Origin of the sequence: Sulfurimonas sp. (assembly GCF_041563495.1) — a bacterium.
Taxonomy (GTDB): domain Bacteria; phylum Campylobacterota; class Campylobacteria; order Campylobacterales; family Sulfurimonadaceae; genus Sulfurimonas.
Map to the genome: position 1 here is coordinate 237,125 of NZ_JBFFMZ010000004.1, position 19,297 is coordinate 256,421.

At 35.3% G+C, this 19,297-nt stretch carries 18 protein-coding genes; 7 read left to right on the top strand and 11 right to left on the bottom strand.

The annotated features are described in order from the left end of the window. Positions 1–128 precede the first annotated feature (128 nt). Together folE and fliI are read left to right on the top strand one after the other, a co-directional pair. The gene (gene folE / locus ABYK18_RS06185) at positions 129–713 is read left to right on the top strand and encodes a GTP cyclohydrolase I FolE (protein ID WP_373035776.1); all 585 of its coding nucleotides are present in this window, start codon (positions 129–131) and stop codon (positions 711–713) included. Between the two features lie 12 nt (positions 714–725). After that, positions 726–2,042, top strand: a complete 1,317-nt coding sequence (fliI, locus tag ABYK18_RS06190; RefSeq protein ID WP_373035777.1) for a flagellar protein export ATPase FliI — start codon at positions 726–728, stop codon at positions 2,040–2,042. Here the strand turns inward: fliI and ABYK18_RS06195 are convergent. The 6 genes from ABYK18_RS06195 to ABYK18_RS06220 form a co-directional block, all read right to left on the bottom strand. Then, complete coding sequence (locus tag ABYK18_RS06195; RefSeq protein ID WP_373035778.1) at positions 2,029–4,152, bottom strand: WD40 repeat domain-containing protein; 2,124 nt, start codon at positions 4,150–4,152, stop codon at positions 2,029–2,031. The genes fliI and ABYK18_RS06195 overlap by 14 nt on opposite strands. Before the next feature lie 77 nt (positions 4,153–4,229). Beyond that, entirely contained in the window at positions 4,230–4,553 is a 324-nt protein-coding gene (locus ABYK18_RS06200) for a cytochrome C (RefSeq protein ID WP_373035779.1), read from the bottom strand. A 165-nt stretch (positions 4,554–4,718) separates the two neighbouring features. Further along, the gene (locus tag ABYK18_RS06205) at positions 4,719–6,209 is read right to left on the bottom strand and encodes an NAD(P)/FAD-dependent oxidoreductase (RefSeq protein ID WP_373035780.1); all 1,491 of its coding nucleotides are present in this window, start codon (positions 6,207–6,209) and stop codon (positions 4,719–4,721) included. A gap of 283 nt (positions 6,210–6,492) precedes the next feature. Beyond that, the gene (locus ABYK18_RS06210) at positions 6,493–7,893 is read right to left on the bottom strand and encodes a DUF3373 family protein (protein ID WP_373035781.1); all 1,401 of its coding nucleotides are present in this window, start codon (positions 7,891–7,893) and stop codon (positions 6,493–6,495) included. Positions 7,894–7,979: 86 nt separating this feature from the next. After that, positions 7,980–9,569: a single-stranded-DNA-specific exonuclease RecJ gene (gene recJ / locus ABYK18_RS06215; RefSeq protein ID WP_373035782.1), complete on the bottom strand. Its 1,590-nt coding sequence runs from the start codon at positions 9,567–9,569 to the stop codon at positions 7,980–7,982. Continuing rightward, positions 9,559–11,178, bottom strand: a complete 1,620-nt coding sequence (locus ABYK18_RS06220; protein ID WP_373035783.1) for a CTP synthase — start codon at positions 11,176–11,178, stop codon at positions 9,559–9,561. Before ABYK18_RS06220 ends, recJ begins: the two co-directional genes overlap by 11 nt. A 122-nt stretch (positions 11,179–11,300) precedes the next feature. Between ABYK18_RS06220 and ABYK18_RS06225 the strand changes: the two genes are divergently transcribed. Beyond that, positions 11,301–12,926, top strand: a complete 1,626-nt coding sequence (locus ABYK18_RS06225) for a cation:proton antiporter (RefSeq protein WP_373035784.1) — start codon at positions 11,301–11,303, stop codon at positions 12,924–12,926. 17 nt (positions 12,927–12,943) lie between these two features. Here the strand turns inward: ABYK18_RS06225 and pyrE are convergent, their stop codons facing one another. The 3 genes from pyrE to secG all read right to left on the bottom strand — a co-directional run bounded on the left by pyrE (position 12,944) and on the right by secG (position 14,571). Further along, a complete protein-coding gene (pyrE, locus tag ABYK18_RS06230; protein ID WP_373035785.1) occupies positions 12,944–13,552 on the bottom strand; it encodes an orotate phosphoribosyltransferase in 609 nt (202 codons plus the stop codon). A 2-nt stretch (positions 13,553–13,554) separates the two neighbouring features. Then, on the bottom strand, positions 13,555–14,112 hold the full coding sequence (gene frr, locus ABYK18_RS06235; RefSeq protein WP_373035786.1) for a ribosome recycling factor: 558 nt from the start codon (positions 14,110–14,112) through the stop codon (positions 13,555–13,557). A 120-nt stretch (positions 14,113–14,232) separates the two neighbouring features. Beyond that, the gene (gene secG, locus ABYK18_RS06240; protein ID WP_373035787.1) at positions 14,233–14,571 is read right to left on the bottom strand and encodes a preprotein translocase subunit SecG; all 339 of its coding nucleotides are present in this window, start codon (positions 14,569–14,571) and stop codon (positions 14,233–14,235) included. Between the two features lie 128 nt (positions 14,572–14,699). Here secG and ABYK18_RS06245 point away from each other — a divergent pair, with 128 nt between their 5' ends. Genes ABYK18_RS06245 through ABYK18_RS06260 form a run of 4 tightly spaced genes read left to right on the top strand, consistent with a single transcriptional unit; the run spans position 14,700 to position 17,877 of the window. After that, positions 14,700–15,626: a metal ABC transporter substrate-binding protein gene (locus ABYK18_RS06245; RefSeq protein ID WP_373035788.1), complete on the top strand. Its 927-nt coding sequence runs from the start codon at positions 14,700–14,702 to the stop codon at positions 15,624–15,626. Next, a complete protein-coding gene (locus tag ABYK18_RS06250) occupies positions 15,623–16,387 on the top strand; it encodes a metal ABC transporter ATP-binding protein (RefSeq protein WP_373035789.1) in 765 nt (254 codons plus the stop codon). The genes ABYK18_RS06245 and ABYK18_RS06250 overlap by 4 nt, the downstream gene beginning before the upstream one ends. A gap of 9 nt (positions 16,388–16,396) precedes the next feature. Then, the gene (locus tag ABYK18_RS06255; RefSeq protein ID WP_373035790.1) at positions 16,397–17,194 is read left to right on the top strand and encodes a metal ABC transporter permease; all 798 of its coding nucleotides are present in this window, start codon (positions 16,397–16,399) and stop codon (positions 17,192–17,194) included. Next, the gene (locus ABYK18_RS06260; protein ID WP_373035791.1) at positions 17,191–17,877 is read left to right on the top strand and encodes a methyltransferase; all 687 of its coding nucleotides are present in this window, start codon (positions 17,191–17,193) and stop codon (positions 17,875–17,877) included. Before ABYK18_RS06255 ends, ABYK18_RS06260 begins: the two co-directional genes overlap by 4 nt. Here the strand turns inward: ABYK18_RS06260 and ABYK18_RS06265 are convergent. Beyond that, complete coding sequence (locus ABYK18_RS06265; RefSeq protein WP_373035792.1) at positions 17,861–18,277, bottom strand: thiamine-phosphate pyrophosphorylase; 417 nt, start codon at positions 18,275–18,277, stop codon at positions 17,861–17,863. The two genes, ABYK18_RS06260 and ABYK18_RS06265, sit on opposite strands and share 17 nt — an antisense overlap. Beyond that, positions 18,267–18,965, bottom strand: a complete 699-nt coding sequence (locus ABYK18_RS06270) for a Bax inhibitor-1/YccA family protein (protein ID WP_373035793.1) — start codon at positions 18,963–18,965, stop codon at positions 18,267–18,269. The genes ABYK18_RS06265 and ABYK18_RS06270 overlap by 11 nt, the downstream gene beginning before the upstream one ends. Between the last annotated feature and the right edge of the window lie 332 nt (positions 18,966–19,297).

Below are 19,297 nucleotides of genomic sequence, written 5' to 3' on the forward strand. Positions count from 1 at the left end.
TCTTCTTTTTAAATATATTATCTCATACAAGCAAGTGCTTAATCAAATTATATTTATATAATTAATTACATAAACTTCTCAGCTATATATTGATATCCTATCATCATAAAAACCATAAAGGCAAAAAATTGTCACAGACTAAAGATTTAGAATTTGAAAATGCTGTAAGAACTATGATGCTTCATGTGAATGAGGACCCAACAAGAGAAGGCCTCCTAGAGACACCTTCGAGGGTTAGAAAAGCATATGAATTCATATATGGCGGCTATAAAGAAAATCCAAAAGAGATTTTAGAAAAAGCATTGTTTACAAGCTCTAACGATGAGATGGTACTTTTAAAAGATATAGAGTTTTACTCTACCTGTGAGCATCATCTACTGCCTATCATAGGTCGTGTACATGTCGCTTATATCCCAGACGGTAAAGTTGTTGGCCTTTCTAAAATACCAAGGGTTGTGAATGTTTTTGCTCGTCGTATGCAGATACAAGAACAACTCACAGAGCAGATAGCAGATGCTATTATGGAAGCTATAGCACCCAAGGGTGTTGCGGTAGTTATACAGGCCCGTCACATGTGTATGGAGATGCGCGGTGTTGAGAAAATCAACTCCACAACTACATCTAGCGCACTTCGTGGTCTTTTTAAAAAAGATGAAAAAACAAGAAGTGAATTTTTCTCTTTGATTAATTCACCTACAGGTACGAGATACTAAAAGTGCCTTCCTATGCCGTTTAAATCACTTAAAGATAAGATTTCATCAAAAAACTACTCAGTGGCATTTGGTGAAGTTGTTAAAATCAATGCAACTGTTATTACTGCCAAAGGTCTAAGTGTAAGTATCAGTGATATGGTTAAAATCATCTCCAATACTACAGGACAAGAGACTGTCGGGATGGTTACGGAAATTGACGGTGCCACTTTTTTTATTACCCCTTTTAGTTTTGTAGAAGGTTTTTGCTCAGGAGACAGAGTCTTTTTAGACCAAGCCGGAATGAACATCCCTGTAAGCTCATCTCTTCTTGGAAGAGTAGTAGATCCTTTTATGCGTCCAATTGACGGAAAAGGAAGCATTAATAACTCAATACTTTCACCAATCATTAAATCTCCCATAGCTGCTATGAAAAGAGGAATGATTGATGAAGTCTTTAGTGTAGGCGTAAAAAGTATAGATGGACTATTGACATGCGGCAAGGGTCAGAAACTTGGTATTTTTGCGGGAAGCGGTGTCGGTAAATCAACTCTTATGGGAATGATTGTAAAAGGTTCAACTGCTCCAATAAAAGTTGTAGCACTTATTGGTGAGAGAGGTAGAGAAGTCCCTGAGTTTATAGAGAAAAATCTTGGCGGGGATTTAGAAAATACTGTAATTGTAGTAGCCACTTCAGATGATTCTCCTCTTATGAGAAAGTATGGAGCATTTGCTGCTATGAGTGTTGCAGAGTTTTTTAAAGATCAGGGCTTAGATGTTTTGTTTATCATGGACTCTGTTACAAGATTTGCGATGGCTCAAAGAGAGATTGGTCTGGCTCTTGGTGAACCGCCTACTTCAAAAGGTTACCCTCCTTCATCTTTAACACTTCTGCCTCAGTTGATGGAGCGTGCAGGAAAAGAGGACGGAAAGGGCTCTATTACAGCTTTCTTTACGGTTTTAATAGAAGGCGATGATATGAGTGACCCAATTGCCGATCAATCTCGTTCTATTTTAGATGGACATATTGTATTATCGCGTGAACTCACGGATTTTGGTATTTATCCGCCTATTCACATATTAAACTCAGCATCCAGAGTAATGAACGATATTATCTCTAAAGAGCATTTGCATGCAGTTATGAAGTTTAGAAGATTGTATACTCTCTTAAAAGAGAACGAGATGCTGATTCGTATAGGCGCATATGCTAAAGGCACAGACTCGGAACTTGATGAAGCTATGAATAAAAAAGAGGGTATGGAAAAATTCATGTCCCAAGATGCTGATAATCAAATAGGTTATGAAGAGAGCATTGATGAACTAATGACACTGATGTCTTCTAGTCCGTTATAATTTTTGAGTCTATCCAGCTGTATCTGGACTTGTTTTCATCTTGAGCAACGGTAATAGCGAGTTTTTTACGTGAGAGAGCCTCATATTTCTTCATCAGAGCACTTATTTCACTATCTTGAGTGAAGATATCAATATATGAGTAAATGAGGTTCTGAGCACTGTTAAAACTCTTTTTAGCAAGTAAAAATTTAATCTGTACTTGAAAACTTACTCTTAGCAAATCCCCGGTTTTGTCTTTTCTGCCTTTTAGCTTTATAAGTTCACCTAAAGTTGATTTAATATCTTTTACATTTCCTTTAGAAGCATACTCTTCACAATCATGCATTAGTTTTGACCAATGTTTTTGCAATAACTCGCCTAGTTCACTAAAGTACAGATGCGGAGATTCATCGATTAAATCATAACATGCATAAAAATCATTGCTTTCATATAGCTCTTGCAACTTTATCATATCATCACACATTGAATACAACTGATCTACTTCTTGCGAAAATCCCGGAGTACCGTCTATCTTGGCTAAACTTTTCTTGGCCAAGTCAATTTTGTTCTTTTTTATATAAGCTTCTACTCTACTGATTGATTTTTGCATATCACTTTCAAGTGTTTTATATATAGGCATTTGAGTGAAAAGCGGATTTTTTAGGGATATCTCGTTCACTTTATTATAATCTTTTTTATCCAAGGCCTTTAAAAAATCTATGAAGAGCTCATTGTGTTTTAGTATAAGCTGTATAATAGGTCGTTTGGCACTAACCGTAATATACTCTTTAAAAAGTGTTTTTGCGTAGTCAGGTCTACCTAGTAATATATGTCTCTGAGCATTTGTAAACGTTTCTTTCCATCTCATTTCCATGTTCTCATACTGTTTTGTAGCTTTTAAGGCAGGAAATTTTGAACTCATAGCATAGGCAAGTGCATATTTTTTTTCAAGATAGAGAGTCTTAAATCTATTATAATTTTCAAATGATGTATAGAGTAGTTTTATTGATTCTTTTTTCGAGTTTACATCTTTGTAAACTTCCATTATTTGGTAAGCTAAAGCCTTGTTTTGATTGATAAGAGCGTTTGCGGCATCCAGGTAAGCTTTGTCATACATCTTTTCTAATGATCTGTGCTCTAGAGTATCTTTTAACATAGGTTCTTTTTCTATTAGTGCAAAAGCATCTTCTAATGAATTATCAGCAATTAAAGAGTTTAGTCTTTCACGGTTTGGAAGTTCGACATGTAATATTTTTTGATTTATCAGGCAGACTATCAGTGTTTTGGCATCTATTGCCTCTATTTTATTAATATTATCCTCAAATTCCATATATTTATTATGAATTATTTTAAATTCTTTAGAATCTATTATAAGCATGGTGTTTGTATTTGCATGAACAATTAAATATTTTGTATTTGGTATTGCTACTATTTGGTTTGTTTTTCTAAAAGGTAAGTTGATGTTTTTTAGAATCTCATTATTACGTATGGAGATTAACTGCAAATTTCCATTATTATCACCGCTTATTATTGTATTTTCATTTAAAAAAAGTAAAGCATTTTTGCGAGATGTTCCATGTAAAAGTACCTTTTTATTTGCCTGGGAGTAGATATCGATGATAAAAATTGCACCACCGTAACCGCTGACGGCTAAAAGATTTTTATGAAAAGTTATGCTACTGACAAAATTCTTTTTTACTCTAGTTTTTGGTCTTTGAAAAGGGAAGGAACAAAGTCGAGACAGCTGAGAGCTGGAGTTGTATTTGTACAAAAGAACTCTACCTTCGATATTACCCGCAATAATATATTTTGAAGATAGATCAAAAGATAGAATAGTTAAATGTTCATTATCCGTGTAGATGCTTTTAATAACCTTTTTCTCTTGCATATCGGCAATGTGCAGGTGAGTTTTTGTAGCATATGCAATAAACTGTGCATCCGGAGAGAAGCATACAGCAGTGGTGTTAAAGTTTAAGTTCTCATCTTTAAAGCTCAGCTTTACTCCACACTCCTGGTTTGCAATTATTTTTGCACCATGGTATTTTGTAGAAAAAGCAAAAGAATCAGTATTTAGTTTTGCAAATGCTGTTATTTCTGAACGAGCATGTTGACAGTCGTTAATCTTAGGCATTTAAAATTATAGATAAAAAAAGTAGTTTTGAGGCTTAAATAAAAGAAGGTTGAGCCACGATGTGGCTCAAGAGTTAATTAACAAGATGGAACGTTACCACTGTCGTTAGCATACTCATGAAAAAAGTCATAATAATGCTCAAGATATTTCTCTTTTAAAGCTTTATCCGAAGCTTTTGGACAGATTTTTTTAAGCTCATCAGCAAGTTTACCGCTTTGCTTGATAGTTTCCCATTCACCTTGAGAGTGTTGACTAGCCATTTTGGCACCGTTCATACCACAATTACCTTTTAATTTTTTAAGATAAAGTTTTTGACCTTTAGCGACATCTGCGTTAAGTGTTACAGAACTCATGCCTAGCATTAGCATAGCAGCAAGTACGATTTTAACAATTTTGTTCATTGTTTCTCCTTTTTAGATTGTACATTTTAACTAAGATAACATAAAAATTATATATATTATAAAAATAAAGTATAATATTTAATAGATTTGTAACATCTTAGAGATAAATTTTGAGGTTTTTTGAAAGAATATTAAAACGAAGCAAATGCTTCGCTTTAAAAATTATTATGCTCTACCAGAAAGCATACCGTATATAGTCATTGGTTTAAGAGCATATACTTTTAATAACCACCATATCCATCTTTCTTTAGTCGGGTCAAGTGGGAATGAAGCAGCATTTACTCCGCTGCCTGGTTTCTTAGAAGCCCAGTTAAACTCAGCTAGCATAACAGTACCGATGCTTGTAATAAGTGGACATACTGTATAACCGTCATATTTAGCTGATAATGATTTACCTTCCATAGAAGCTACTACATTGCTAACAACTACTTTGTATTGCTTACGAGCAGATCCACCAGTTTTACCCATTGGAACAGCAGCAACATCACCTAAACACCATACATTTTTAAATTTAACGTGTTGTAGAGTCTCTTTATTTACAGGAACCCAGCCTTTAGCAGAACCAACTGCCGAGCTACCTACAACATCAGGAGCTTTCATTGGAGGAGTAACGTGCATAAAGTCATAAGGAACTTCAACACGTTCGTGTTTAGTTACCATTGTGTACTCACCTAAATCTTCGTCAAATGCACCTTTTTCTTTCCAGTGATGATCAAATACAGCAACTTTGTTAGCAGTATCTACTTCAACTAGATTGTGTTTATAGTGCCATTTGAAACCTCTATCTTTAAATTGTTGGACAATTGCAGTATGGTAATCTTTAATACCAAACATTCCACCACCGTTTGGATAGAAAGTTAATTCAACTTTATCTCTAACACCGGCTTCTTCAAGACGAGAGTTTGTAAGATACATAATTTTCTTTGGAGCACCACCACATTTAATAGGTGTATTTGGGTGAGTAAATACAGCTTGTAATTTTTCAGGACCTTTGTGAGCTTTTGCTTTAGCAACTAACTCTTCGATACCTTTCCATGTTGCAGCAGCACCATCTTGGAAATAGATTGAATGTAAACCATCTTTACCAATACCACTGTTTTTAACAGCAGAGTTGTCTTTGCCAGCTGATGTGATTACACCGTCTAAGCCTTTTACAGCTGCATAATTAAGCATAAGTCCAGTAGCGATAATCATTTGATCGTAAGAGACCTCTTTTGAACCGTCAACAGTAACAGAATTATTTTCTGGATTGAAAGCAGTTACACTGCCTTTTATTAGTTTAACACCACTTGGTAAAAAATCATCTCTTTTATATGTGATATCTGAAAGATCCCAAAGACCGGCACCTACTAAAGTCTGACCTGGTTGGTAAGATACAGAAATTGGATCTGGTTCAATTACAGTTATATCAGCGTTTGATAGAGTGTTGTTAAGTCTTGCAGCAGTACTCATACCAGCTAAACCACCACCAACAATTACAATTTTACCTTTTGCACTTGAAGCAGACGCTGTTACAGCACCCACTGAAGCACTCGCTAAAATTGATGCAGCCATAGGTGACATGCTTAAATATTTCATAGCTTCACGACGAGACATAATCTCCGGATGCTTATCTACTTCGTTTAGAATCTCTTCTAAGATTTCGTTTTTTTTCATACTACTTCCCCCATGTTTTTATAAAGTGAAATGATTGTACATGTTAGAGGCTTAATTTTTTTTTAAAAATATATTAATTTGACAAGTTTGGGTGTATATATCACATATATGTGATGTTGTGTTAAGTTTTAGCATTTATTTAATGTAAAAATATAAAATAAAATAAAATTTTAAAAGCAGATAGGGACAATAAATAAGGGGATATAAGATTCTTGTTATTATAAGTATTATAAGATTTTATGATTTATAGTAAAGAGCTCTAAAAGGAGCCCTTTAACATTTTTTAATATCTATATCTGAAGTACACGCGAATATCTTGTGCTTTTTCAACAGAATCATAAGCTTTTGCTGTAGCAGAATCTATTTTATAAGGCGTACCACCGTCGCCAAAAAAAGCATTTGAACCAGTATAATCATAATTCAGGTATGTGTATCTGATTTGCATAGAAAATACATCATCTATTATAGGTTGAGTCCAGTAAGCTTCATAGGCACTACCTCGAACAGCCATTTTAGAACCAATCATCGTATCTTCACCGTAAGTAAACGGTCTCCAGTATTTAGAACCATTGTTATACTCCAGACCAAACCTACCACCAGTCAAGTTTGGCATTTGAGCGCCAATCCAATACGAAGTACCGGCTTCATTATCAGCAGAACCAAGCATTCTTTGAGTGCCGTCGGGTCTTGTTTGTGACCATGCAAATGAAGCAAATAGAATTGTACTATCTAAAAAATCATTAATTTCATTGCCTATACCGTCTATTTTAGCAGATATTGCTGCCCCATCCATTTCACCATAAGTAGTCATTACCGGTGCAGCAGGTGTTCCAACGACACTTAAGTCATTTCCGATTACGTTGAATGCGCGATAGTAATTTGTCATTAGAGAGTACTGACCATTGTCGTAAGGTTTAAAGATGGCACCAATCATATCCATGTTATCTAATGATGATCCACCGTCTTTAGTGTAATCTAAACCGGATTGGTCAAATCTTGCTTTAGCATTTGTAAGTCCACGACCAAGACAAAGTTTAAAATACATACCGGATACATATTTATCTAGTTTAACACTAGCACTTGCTCCGTCAAATTCCATATTAATAATATGACCAAGCGGAGACTTAGCTTTATCATCATCTCTTAGGTTGATTAGATATCCATTTGTTGCAGGACGACGACCAACACTTAAAGTTGTTGGGAATCCCGCAACTGTAGGAGTCCATAACCAGTATGCTTCTCTAACTTTTAAAGTGTCATCAGTTAGGTTTTCATTGATTACCCAATCAAATTGGTCATATCCACCTTTTGCCCGTTGGTTATAACTTGCACCAAAAGCTTTGTTAAAAGATAGTTGACCTTTAAAAAGCATGGTATTTGTAGGAGCATAACCCATCCCCAGCCACAAACGGTTTGAGTAAAGAGCATCGTTGCTATACTTATTTCCATTTGTAGTTTCATACTGCAAGTTATCATAAGCAGTTCTAAAATCTATATCAAACTTAATATTGTCCTTTGCGGCAAGTTTGTTTACATTACTGATTTTTTTTGTGTTTTTATTTTGCTTTTTTTCTAACTTCTGAATTTTTTTAGTTAGTGCGTCAATCTGTGCTTGCATGTCAGAATTTGCATATACGGATGTGCTTAAAAAAGCAACTGTTGAGAGTGCGATTATTTTTTTCATCTGTTTCCTCTTTTCTTGTAAAGTTATCGGAAATTATAGCATAATAATAATTATAACGCCATATTATAACTTTTTGTTATAGAGGTTTAGTAGAGTTTATTTAGCAATAGTTGTAAGGAAACTGAACCATTGAATTCGTTCTTTGTAATGGTGTAGCTACAAGAAATTTTTCTTTCTTTTGGCATTTGTAGAACTTGTCTAAATAGGATTAGTTCTAAAGTCTTTGTGTCATGTGGAAACTGTTTTAGTGTAATTTTACAGTGAGATTTGTCTTTACCCATTGTTTTTATACTTATAACTTCTGCATCTTTAAGTAAAAAGGATGGGCGATGATTGGCTTCTCCATATGGTTCAAAACTCTCCAAGAGATTTAACAGTTCAAAATCTATGTCACTGCCAGAGAGAATACCTGTTATTTTATCTTTTGGTATAAAGTCATTGGGGTCAAGAGAAGAAGCACTTATGTTTATGGCTTCTCTAAAAGAGTCTATATCATCTTCGTTTAGGCCTAAACCAGCTGCCATCTTGTGACCGCCAAACTTAGTTAACATCTGTTCATGCATTTTAATAAGTTCGTAGATGCTGACATCGCCAATACTTCTTGCACTTCCTTTTGCTATACCGTCTTCTATGCTTAGGACAATAGCCGGTTTAGCAAATTTATCGACAAGTCTTGAGGCAACGATGCCGACAACACCCTCATGCCAATTTTTTTGTGCAACGACGATTACACTATCATCCGGATTTACATCTGCTATAGCTTCTTTGGTAGCTTGTGCTTCTGTCTCTTTTCTAAGATCATTGAGTTTACTTAAGAGTTCAAACTGTTTGTATGCTTTGTTGGTATCGGTAGCTGTAAAAAATTCTAGTGCTATGGAAGCATCTTCAAGTCTTCCTGCAGAGTTGATTCTAGGAGCAATTTGAAATGCAATATCTTCAGAAGTAATGGAAGATCTGTTTAAAAAATCTCTGATTATTACAGATGCAGGTCTGTTTGAGTTCATTAAAACTTTGAGCCCTTCTTTAACAAGGGTTCTGTTTATATCTATGAGAGGCATAATATCTGCAATAATTGCAATTGCCAAGATATCTAAAAATTGTCTCATATCTATAGATAGATTTAGTTCTTTTTTTACAAGTCCCAAGAGCAACCAAGCTACTTGTGCTCCGCAAATCTCTTTAAAAGGGTACTTACAAGATGCAAGTTTTGGGTCTACAATAGCATAAGCATCCGGCAGAATATCTCCAGGAGTATGATGATCTGTAATGATTAGGTCTATCCCCCTTTTTTTGCAGATGTCAGCTGCCTCAAGGGCGGAGATGCCATTGTCTACAGTTATTATCAAGTCAGCATTCACTCTCTCTAAAACAGTCGGACTAACACCATATCCGTCCATAAAACGGTTTGGAATGATTGCATCCAGAGGATATGGGATTTGTCTAAAGAAGTCTACCATTATGGCAGTGGAGCTTACCCCGTCAACGTCATAATCACCCACAAGTGTTATTTTTTTATTTTCTTTTATAGCTTGTGCTATTTTTTTGGCAGATTTATCGGCATCTTGGAGCAAGGCGGGATTTGGAATTTGTGAGAGTTTTTTGTCTTCACCATTAAAACGATTAGAAAGCAGCTCAAAAAGAGCTGACTTGTTCAGGGTAGGTATGTTATTCAACACTCAGTGAAGCTTTAACAAATGCCAGTATTGAAGGATTTGGAGTTTGAAGTCTTGAAGTAAACTCAGGGTGAAACTGAACACCTAAGAACCAAGGATGACCTTCAATCTCAACAGTCTCAATCAGACCGTTTGACTCACCTGTAACAATCATACCCGCTTTTTCTAACTGCTCACGATATGTAGGGTTTGCCTCATATCTGTGACGGTGTCTTTCATAGATGGTTTTTGCTCCGTTGTAAGCCTCTCTAATTATTGAACCCTCTTTAGTATCACACGGATACTCCCCAAGTCTAAGAGTTCCACCCATAGGTGATTGGTGTGTTCTAAGCTGTGAATTCCCGCTTTGGTCCATAAAGTTGTCAATGAGATAAATCATCGGATATGGAGTCTCTTCATCAAACTCTATTGAGTTGGCGCCTTCAAGGCCAAGAACATTTCTTGCATACTCAACAAGAGTCAGTTGCATTCCAAGGCAGATGCCAAGATATGGAACTTTGTTTACACGGGCATACTCGATAGCCTGAATCTTACCTTCGACACCGCGAGAACCAAAACCGCCTGCTACTAAAACAGAGTCACAATCACCAAGAAGCGCTTGGGCACCTCTCTCTTCAATCTCTTCAGAATCTACCCAGTTTATCTCGACGCGGGTATCTAGATGAGCACCACAGTGAATAAGTGATTCGGTTAAAGATTTGTAAGCTTCTTTAAGTTCAAGATATTTTCCGACAAAACCGACAACTGTTTTGTTTTTCGGCTGAACAATTTTTTTAACAAGTGAATCCCACTCTTCCATGTCCGGATCTAATTCACCGAGCTCAAGTTCTTTTGCAATAGGTTTTAGAATGTTTTGTCTTAAAAATGTAACAGGAATATCATAGATTGTTGCAGCATCAAGTGCTTCTATAACGCTATCGTTAGAAACATCACAGCTCATTGCAAGTTTTTTCTTGAAAGTTTTTGGAAGAGGTCTTTCACTTCTAGCGATAATCATCTGAGGAGTGATACCGATACGACGAAGCTCTTGAACAGAGTGTTGTGTCGGTTTAGATTTCATCTCTCCCGCAGCTTTGATATAAGGAATAAGTGTTACGTGAATGAAAAATGTTCCTACAACTTCTTCGTCATGTTTCATCTGGCGGATTGCTTCCATGAAAGGAAGACCCTCTATGTCACCGACGGTTCCACCGAGTTCCACTACCAAGATATCATGACCTTCACCGGCAAGTTTGATACGGTTTACTATTTCACCGACTATGTGAGGAATAACCTGAATAGTCTGACCAAGGTAACCACCGGCACGCTCGCGTTCTATTACGCTTGAGTATACTTGACCTGTAGTAAAGTTACTTGATTTTAAGTAAGAAGTATCAAGAAATCTTTCATAGTTTCCGATATCAAGGTCAGTCTCTGCACCGTCTTTTGTAACAAAAACCTCACCGTGTTCCAATGGACTCATAGTTCCAGGGTCAACATTGATATATGGGTCTATTTTTAGCATGCCCACTTTTTTACCAGAGTGCTTAAGCAAAGTACCAACACTGGCAGCAGTAATCCCTTTTCCAAGAGAACTCAAAACTCCACCGGTAACAAAAATGTATTTAGTCATGCATAAACTCCAAAAATATTTTAATAATCGCGAATTATAGTACAGAATCTCTTAAACTCTGTATAGGTCGCATTTAGATTATATAGTATATAATGCTTTTAAATTAATTAATAAGGTTGTAGATGGATTATATACTTATCTATATAGTTGTGGCACTAGGAATCTCGACAGTTTTAAATTTATTTTTAAAACGTCTAGGAGTCTCACAAATAATAGGATATATCTTAACCGGTACTATTTTGGTTTATGCTTTTGATTTAAGAGATATGAATAACTCAAGTACTTTGGAACATATAGGTGAGTTTGGTATAGTCTTTTTGATGTTTACTATTGGGCTTGAGATTTCACTTAGAAAAATGAACAGTATGAAAATAGAGATTTTTCTAAATGGCTTTATGCAAGTTGGTTTTACTGCTCTAGTTGTATATGCTATCAGTCATTATGTGTTTTCATTAAATTCTACTTCTGCTTTGATAGTCTCATTAGCTTTTGCTCTCTCATCAACAGCAGTTGTATTAAGTTATTTAAAAACTTCAAAAGAGATATATAATCCTTATGGTCAGCGTGCAACGGGGATACTTATTTTTCAAGATATTGCAGTTATACCTATATTAATCTTACTTAGTTTTTTAACAAGCGAGGGTGATCAATCAGTCGCAGTTATTTTAAGAGATACTTTCATAAGTGCTGTTGTTATTATGCTCTTGATGTTTGTAGTAGGTAAAAGACTCATGACTTGGCTTCTGCATTTCTCGGCATCGAGTGAAGTAGATGAACTTTTTATGGGTTCAGTATTATTCATTGTCGTTAGTGCCTCACTTTTGGCCTCGTATATGGGCTTTACCTATTCTCTTGGGGCATTTGTCGCAGGTATGATAATAGCAGAGACCAAATATCATCATAAAGTAGAATCCGATATAGCTCCGTTTAAAGATATCCTGCTTGGTACATTTTTCATTGTTGTGGGGATGAAAGTGGATGTGCTTTATTTTATTGATAATATAGGGGTTATAGTAGGTATATTTGTGCTCGTGTTGATTCTAAAAAGCATTATCATGTATTTGTTACTTCGCATTACATCTTCACATGTTTTATCGCTTAAAACGGCTCTCGCTCTGTCTCAAGTCGGTGAGTTTTCTTTTGTAATATTCGCTGTTGCCAGCATGGGCGGTCTTTTAGATAAAGAGTTGGAGTCACTCTTGATTCTTGTAGTTATCTTTTCCATGATGATAACTCCATTTTTTATATCCAAGATTAACAGACTGGTGAGCAGTGTTACTCATCATGAATACTTAGGTTTAGATACTTCAGATTTTGTTTCAAGAAAAGATCATGTAATCGTATGTGGGTACAGTGTGATTGGTAAGTTTGTTGCAAAGAATCTAGATGCCATAGATGCTCCATATGTAGTGATAGATAACAATCCAAAGCATGTTCAGGAAGCTTTGCATGAAGGTAAAGAAGCCTATCTTGGTGATATGTCAAAGCTCTCTCTTTTAGAGGCCTTGCACGCGGAGAGTTCAGCGGCAGTTATTGTTACTCTGGACAATATGGATAAAAAAAGAGCGATTTGTGAAACGGTTTTAAAACATACTAAAAATATCAATCTTATAGTAAAAGTGGCAACTTTACGTGACAAAGAAAATCTAAAAGATTTGGATATTACAGCTGTAGTTGACAGTAAAGTAGAAGTTGGAAGAATATTGGTTGAGAGAATGATGACTTGTCAGTTAAAATACAGCATATAGCTGTATTTTAATTTTGTTTAGTTTCCTCTGCTTCCGGGCTTGATAGCTTCGCTGCCGTCTTTACAAAGTGGACATGCATCTGGAGCATACATCTCAAATGTAAAGTCTGCCAGTGCAAAAAACGGTATATCTTGTGGAAGTTTACAGTTTGGTTGAGTCTCAACGTCACTGTTTTGACGTTTGCAAAAACCGCGGTTTGCAAGTGCTGCCGTACCGACAATCTCACCACCAAGCTCTTTTACAACGTGCGCTGCTTCCATTGCAGAACCGCCTGTTGTAATAATGTCTTCACACATTAATACTTTCTCGCCTTTACTTACTTCAAAGCCTCTGCGTATGTTCATTACACCCTCAACTCTCTCAGCAAATATAAAACGAACATTCAGTGCCTGAGCTAAAGCAAAGCCGGCAATAAGACCGCCAAGTGCAGGAGCACAGACCGTATCTACTTCAAGACCGCTGGCTTTGATTTGCTTCGCCAATTCATCCGCAAGCAGTTTAGCTGTTTTTGGATCTTCTAAAACTTTTGCAGACTGTAGATAATACTGTGAATGGTTTCCGCTGCTTAGTTTAAAGTGTCCTTCTAAAAGAGCATCTGCATCCATATATATTTGTTTTATGTTCATTTTTATACTTTCAGTATTTCTTGTTCTTTATCTTTTAAGATAGAGTCAATATTAGTTATATATTTATCAGTTATTTTTTGTATATTGTCTTGAGCAGACTTTGACTCATCTTGAGTAATCTCTTTATCTTTTTCAAGCTTTTTTATTTGGTCGTTTGAGTGTTTTCTATCATTTCTAATAGAAACTTTTGCATTCTCACCCATACCTTTCATCTGTTTTACAGACTCTTGTCTCTGCTCAACTGTCATAGCAGGAAAAAATAGTTTAATCTGGTCACCGTCATTGTTTGGGTTTGCTCCAACATTAGCGGCTGAAATTGCTGTTTCGATATCTGATAATAAATGTTTTTCCCAAGGGTTTATAACTATTGTCGTAGCATCTACAGCGATTACTGAACCGACTTGGTCAAGTGGAGTAGGAGTTCCATAATAGTCAATCTTTACGTTGTCTAAAACTGAAGTTGTAACCTTACCTGTTCTAAGTGTTTTGAAATCTCTTTGCATATGCTCTATGCTCGACTTCATCTTTGATTCACATGTGTCGTATATCTCGTTTAACATTTGTTTTCCTTGAATATATTGAAAAATAATTACGATATTGTAGCGAGAATTTTTTTAAATGATATAAAAGAGTTTAGAAAAGGGATGTTAAAAGAGTATAAAATAGTTGCAAGGATGCAACTATTTTACAGCAGGAGTTTCGTTTTTTGTAGGTGCAGCAATAGGTGTAGTAGCAGTTGGAGCTACTACGTCTGTTGACTCTATCATGTTGTCGACTACAGAAGTCTGTACCGAACTAGAGTAAAGGTAACCTAAAGCTATTGTGTTAGAAACAAATAAAAAACCTATAATAAATGTAGCTTTTGCCAGAAAACTATTTGGTCCTTTCGCACCAAATACAGACTCGTTTGAGCCACTATAAGCGCCAAGACCAATGCTTGAGCTCTTTTGTAAAAGTACAGCTATTACTAGTATTACAACTAAAATTATCTGAACAATAAGTAAAAAACTAGTTGTCATGTATATATCCTAAGTTTAAAAAGTGGCGAATTATACCCAAAAAAATAGTTATTGCCAACCTATATTAATCTATTCATTATAAGGAAGTCACAAAATTGGATATAATTTCAAAAAGATTTTGGATAATTATGAAAAATTTCAGAAATATTATATTTATTTTGATAATCGCTCTTTTTACTTTACCCGTATATGTATATGCTTCAAAGCAAGATTCAAAAAATCAAAAACCTACTGTAAGTCTCAGTACATTTGCCCTATATGATATTGCTAAGAATATTTCACAAGATACTTTTGAGCTTGTTATGATTTTACCTTTTGGAGTGGACGCCCACAGTTTTGAGCCGACACCAAAGTTAATGGCAAAAATACTTCAAAGTGATTTGGTTGTTTACAGCGGAGCAGGGCTTGAGCCTTGGACTCGTTCGTTTGAGTTTAAATCAAAAGTCATTGACATGAGCAAGTCGGTTAAGCTCTTAGAGATTAAGGATGAGCATGAGCATCACGAACATGATGAACACTATCACGGGGCTGTAGATCCACACTATTGGTTAGATATACAAAATATGATCAGTGTTGCAAAACTTATAACCGCAGAGTTTATAAAACTTTATCCAAGAAATACAGATTTATACAAAAAAAATAGCCAAAAATATATATCAATGTTAGAGTCTTTAGATGCAAAATATAAAAGATCTCTCACAAATTGCAAAAAAGATACAATAATCGTAAATCATAATGCTTTTTCATATTTAAGCAATAGATACGGATTTCATATAGAAGCGTTAAGTGGTCTTTCTCCGGACACCCAGCCGAGTGCAAAGAATATGGTAAGACTGATTAAACATATAAAAGAGCATAAACTCTCAACCGTGTTTTTTGAGAGTTTTGTTAGTGATAAAGCAATGAAAAGTATTGCAAATGAGGCAAAAGTGGGTGTTGATGTTCTTCAGCCTTTGGGAAATATTACGGCGGATGAAGCCTCACAAAATCTTAGTTATGAGGATATTATGCTCATAAATCTAGAAAAAATATCTAAAGCTTTGGCTTGCGAATGAAATTTACTTTACCGATATTCGATGTAAAAAACCTAAGCTTTGGTGTTAGAAATCAGAATATTCTTTCCAATATTTCTTTTGAAATTTTCAGCGCGGAGTATATTGCAATCATAGGACCAAATGGCGGTGGTAAAACAACTCTTATAAGACTTCTTCTTGGTCTTGAGAAACCTACAAACGGTGAGATTAGAATCTTTGGTAAAAGAGTCCAAGACTTCAAAGATTGGTATAAAATAGGCTATGTTCCCCAAAGAGCTACACATGTAGATGCGAACTTTCCCGGCTCAGTAGAAGATGTAGTCAATATGGGAAGAACTTCACAAAGAAAACTTTTTTCAAAAATGAGTGAAGAAGATAAAGAGAGTGTCATAGATGCAATGCATAAAATGGATGTTTATGAACTTAAGGACAAGATGATCGGGACTCTTTCGGGCGGGCAAAGACAAAGGGTTATGATAGCAAGGGCCTTAGCCTCAAAACCTGAGATTCTTATTCTTGATGAACCAAATACAGGGGTAGATATGGTTTCTCAAAAAAAGTTTTATGCCCTTTTAAAAGAGTTAAATACCAAAGAGAAAATAACAATTGTTTTTATAACGCATGATATAGGTGTTATAGCCGATGATATTGCAAGGCTATTTACTATAAATCAAAAAGCAATTATATGCAATAATCCAAAAGAGACTCTAAGTTGTGAAGAGATGAGTGAACTTTACGGTATAGAAGCGCATCTGCTTTATAATCATAAGCATGAGCATTAGGGATTAAATATGTTTGAAATATTTGAATATGATTTTATGCAAAGAGCTTTTTTAGCAGGTATTATTATTGCAACATTAGCATCTATAAGCGGTACTTTTATAGTGCTTAAACGATATTCAATGATCAGTGAAACGCTTGCACACTCTGCTTTAGTCGGTGTTGCCGTTGGTTTAGTAGCAGGTATCAGCCCTTTGTGGATGGCGGTAATAGTCTCTCTGCTCTCAGCTTGGCTTATAGAATATCTGCGAGCTCATTTTTCACTGTACTCAGATGCCGTGCTGGCTATTTTACTCTCAGGTTCACTTGCAATAGCTGTTATTATTGTATCTCTTGGCGGAGCTTTTAACAACTCCTTATTTTCATATCTTTTTGGTTCTATACTTGCAGTAAGCAGTGCGGACATATTGACTATATCTATTTTTGGAACTCTATGTTTGAGTATATTGTTGTTATTTGCAAAAGAGTTTTATTTTATAGCTTATGATGAAGAAGTTGCCAAAACAAGCGGTATACAAGTTAAGTTATTGAATTTTTTACTTGTTAGTATAGTAGCAGTAATCATAGCACTCTCCATCAGGATAGTCGGAAGTCTTCTTATAGGTGCTCTAATGGTCATTCCAACCGTGTCGGCTCTACAATATAGACAAAGTTTTGTTAAAACAGTTTTTATCTCTTTGTCTTTTGCTCTCTTGAGCGTCGTTTCTGGTATGATTCTGTCTTTTTATTTTTCTCTTCCTTCTGGTGCTACCATTGTTTTATCTGTTTTGGTAATTTTTATAATCTCACTATTTGTTAACAAGAGATGAAAATAAGCTCGGAATTTTCCAAACATGCTTTACGCTACGGCTCTTATAATGTTATTCAAAACAGAGTCATAAAAAGACTGCTAAAAAAAGTCAAGTATAGACCTAAAAATATTTTGGACTTGGGCTGTGGAAGCGGAGCACTCCATAATGCCATAACTTGGAAATATGAACACTTTACAGGAGTAGATTTTGCACCTGGAATGCTTGAGTTGCATCCAAAAGCAAAAAATACGGAATGCATCTACGGTGATTTTAATGACAAGACTCTGTTTGAAAATCTTTTAACCTATAGATATGACCATATTTTTTCAGCATCTGCATTGCAATGGGCAGAGAATCTTGAAGAAGTATTTCAAAATATAAAAAGTTTAGAAGCTCCTGTCTCGTTGGCAATCTTTAGTGCAAATACATTTAAAACGTTAAATGAGACAGCATCTCTAAAACCTTTGCTACGATCTGTGGATGAAATAAACGAGCTACAGAAAAAATACTTTGATGCAGAGCTTGAGATTGTCGAGTATAAATTAGAGTTTGAATCTACAAGAGAGATATTTAAGTATATAAAAAACAGTGGAGTAAGCGGTTCAAGAAGAGTTTTAAGTTATAAACAGACAAAAAAACTTATGCAGGATTATCCTCTAAATTATTTAGAGTTCGAAGTAATATTCATTCACTCTCGTTAAGTACAATCTCTTTTTCTAAGTTATAAAGCTCATATCTTATATGTTTAAAGTTTTCACTATAAGCAGCATTGTGGAGTTTAAAAAGCTCTTCTAATACTCTTGAAGATTCCTCGGCTCTTTTGAAGTTAGCGATGATTATGCTTTTGATGTTTGTACGATTGAGCTCACTTTGTGTTGTTGGACGAAGCACATCGTTTATGCTGTCTCTATGTGTAAGTAGCTGGTCTGTCTCATCAATTTTGGATTTATGTCTAAGCTCTTTAAGTTTTGTGGAGAAGTCCTTGTTGTTATCTCTGTATCTCATAATATCTTCTACAACTCGGATGCCTTCTTTTAAGCGGTTTATATTTGCGTCTATCACCCGAAAAAGTTCAGGTGATAATTCTTCTTTAGTCGTCACTGCCGAAAATACCAAACAGGTGAAGCAGGGAAGTAAATATATTTAGAAAATCTAAATAAAGTGCGATAGCTCCATCAATAGGAGTTTCATATGCACCTTTTATAATGTTTTGTGTATCATAAATAACCAAGATGCTAAATAAAAATACAACAGCACCAGAAATTATAACGCTCAACATAGGGTTGCCTAAGAAGATGTTAATAATAGAAAAGCCTATAATTACAAAAAGTGCAATCATTAAAGGCTTGCCATAACTTGTAAAATCATGCTTAGTTTTAATAGCGAAAAAGCTCATAGCTCCAAATACCACTGATGTCATTGCAAATGCGTTACCTATAATTGTACCGCCTCCGCTCATTCCAAGTGTTCTTGCAAGTAAAGGAGCAAGCATTAAGCCTGTCATAAACACAAAACCAAACATAACCATTAGGTTAATTCCAGGTTTGTGCTTCACAAAGTGTAGCCCGATAAGTAAACCTATTTCTAAGATAAATAGCGGTAAAAACCAAGCTCCAATTGTTCCTGCAAGAGGAACACCAACGTAAGCACCGACTGCTCCAGCCATCATAGAAGCTGCAAACAGTTTATATGTCTCTTTTACAAAAGAGATAATTTGTGTGTCACTTTTAGACGCACTTTCATATGCAAATGAGCTGCCTCTTGCATAGTCACGATCATAAAGTCCCATGTTATTTCCTCAAAATAATATTGTTTGATAAGAATTCTATATATAAAGAGTTAATGCATAGCAACAAATATCAATTTTATATATATAATGTAAGGGTAATGTCAAGTATGTTAAATAGTATTGAAAAATATAAACACTTTTATATGAATTTACATATTCTTTTTAAAAACCCTTGACTTTAAAATGAGTTTCTCCTATAATTCCCATCCACAAACAAAGAGACCTTGAAAAAGAGGTTAATAGAGACTTCGAGTTGAAGCTTTAGAGATTGTTTGAGATCATTGAAAACTAAGCAAGTAAATAGACTTAATAACTAACGAAAAAGTTAGTAA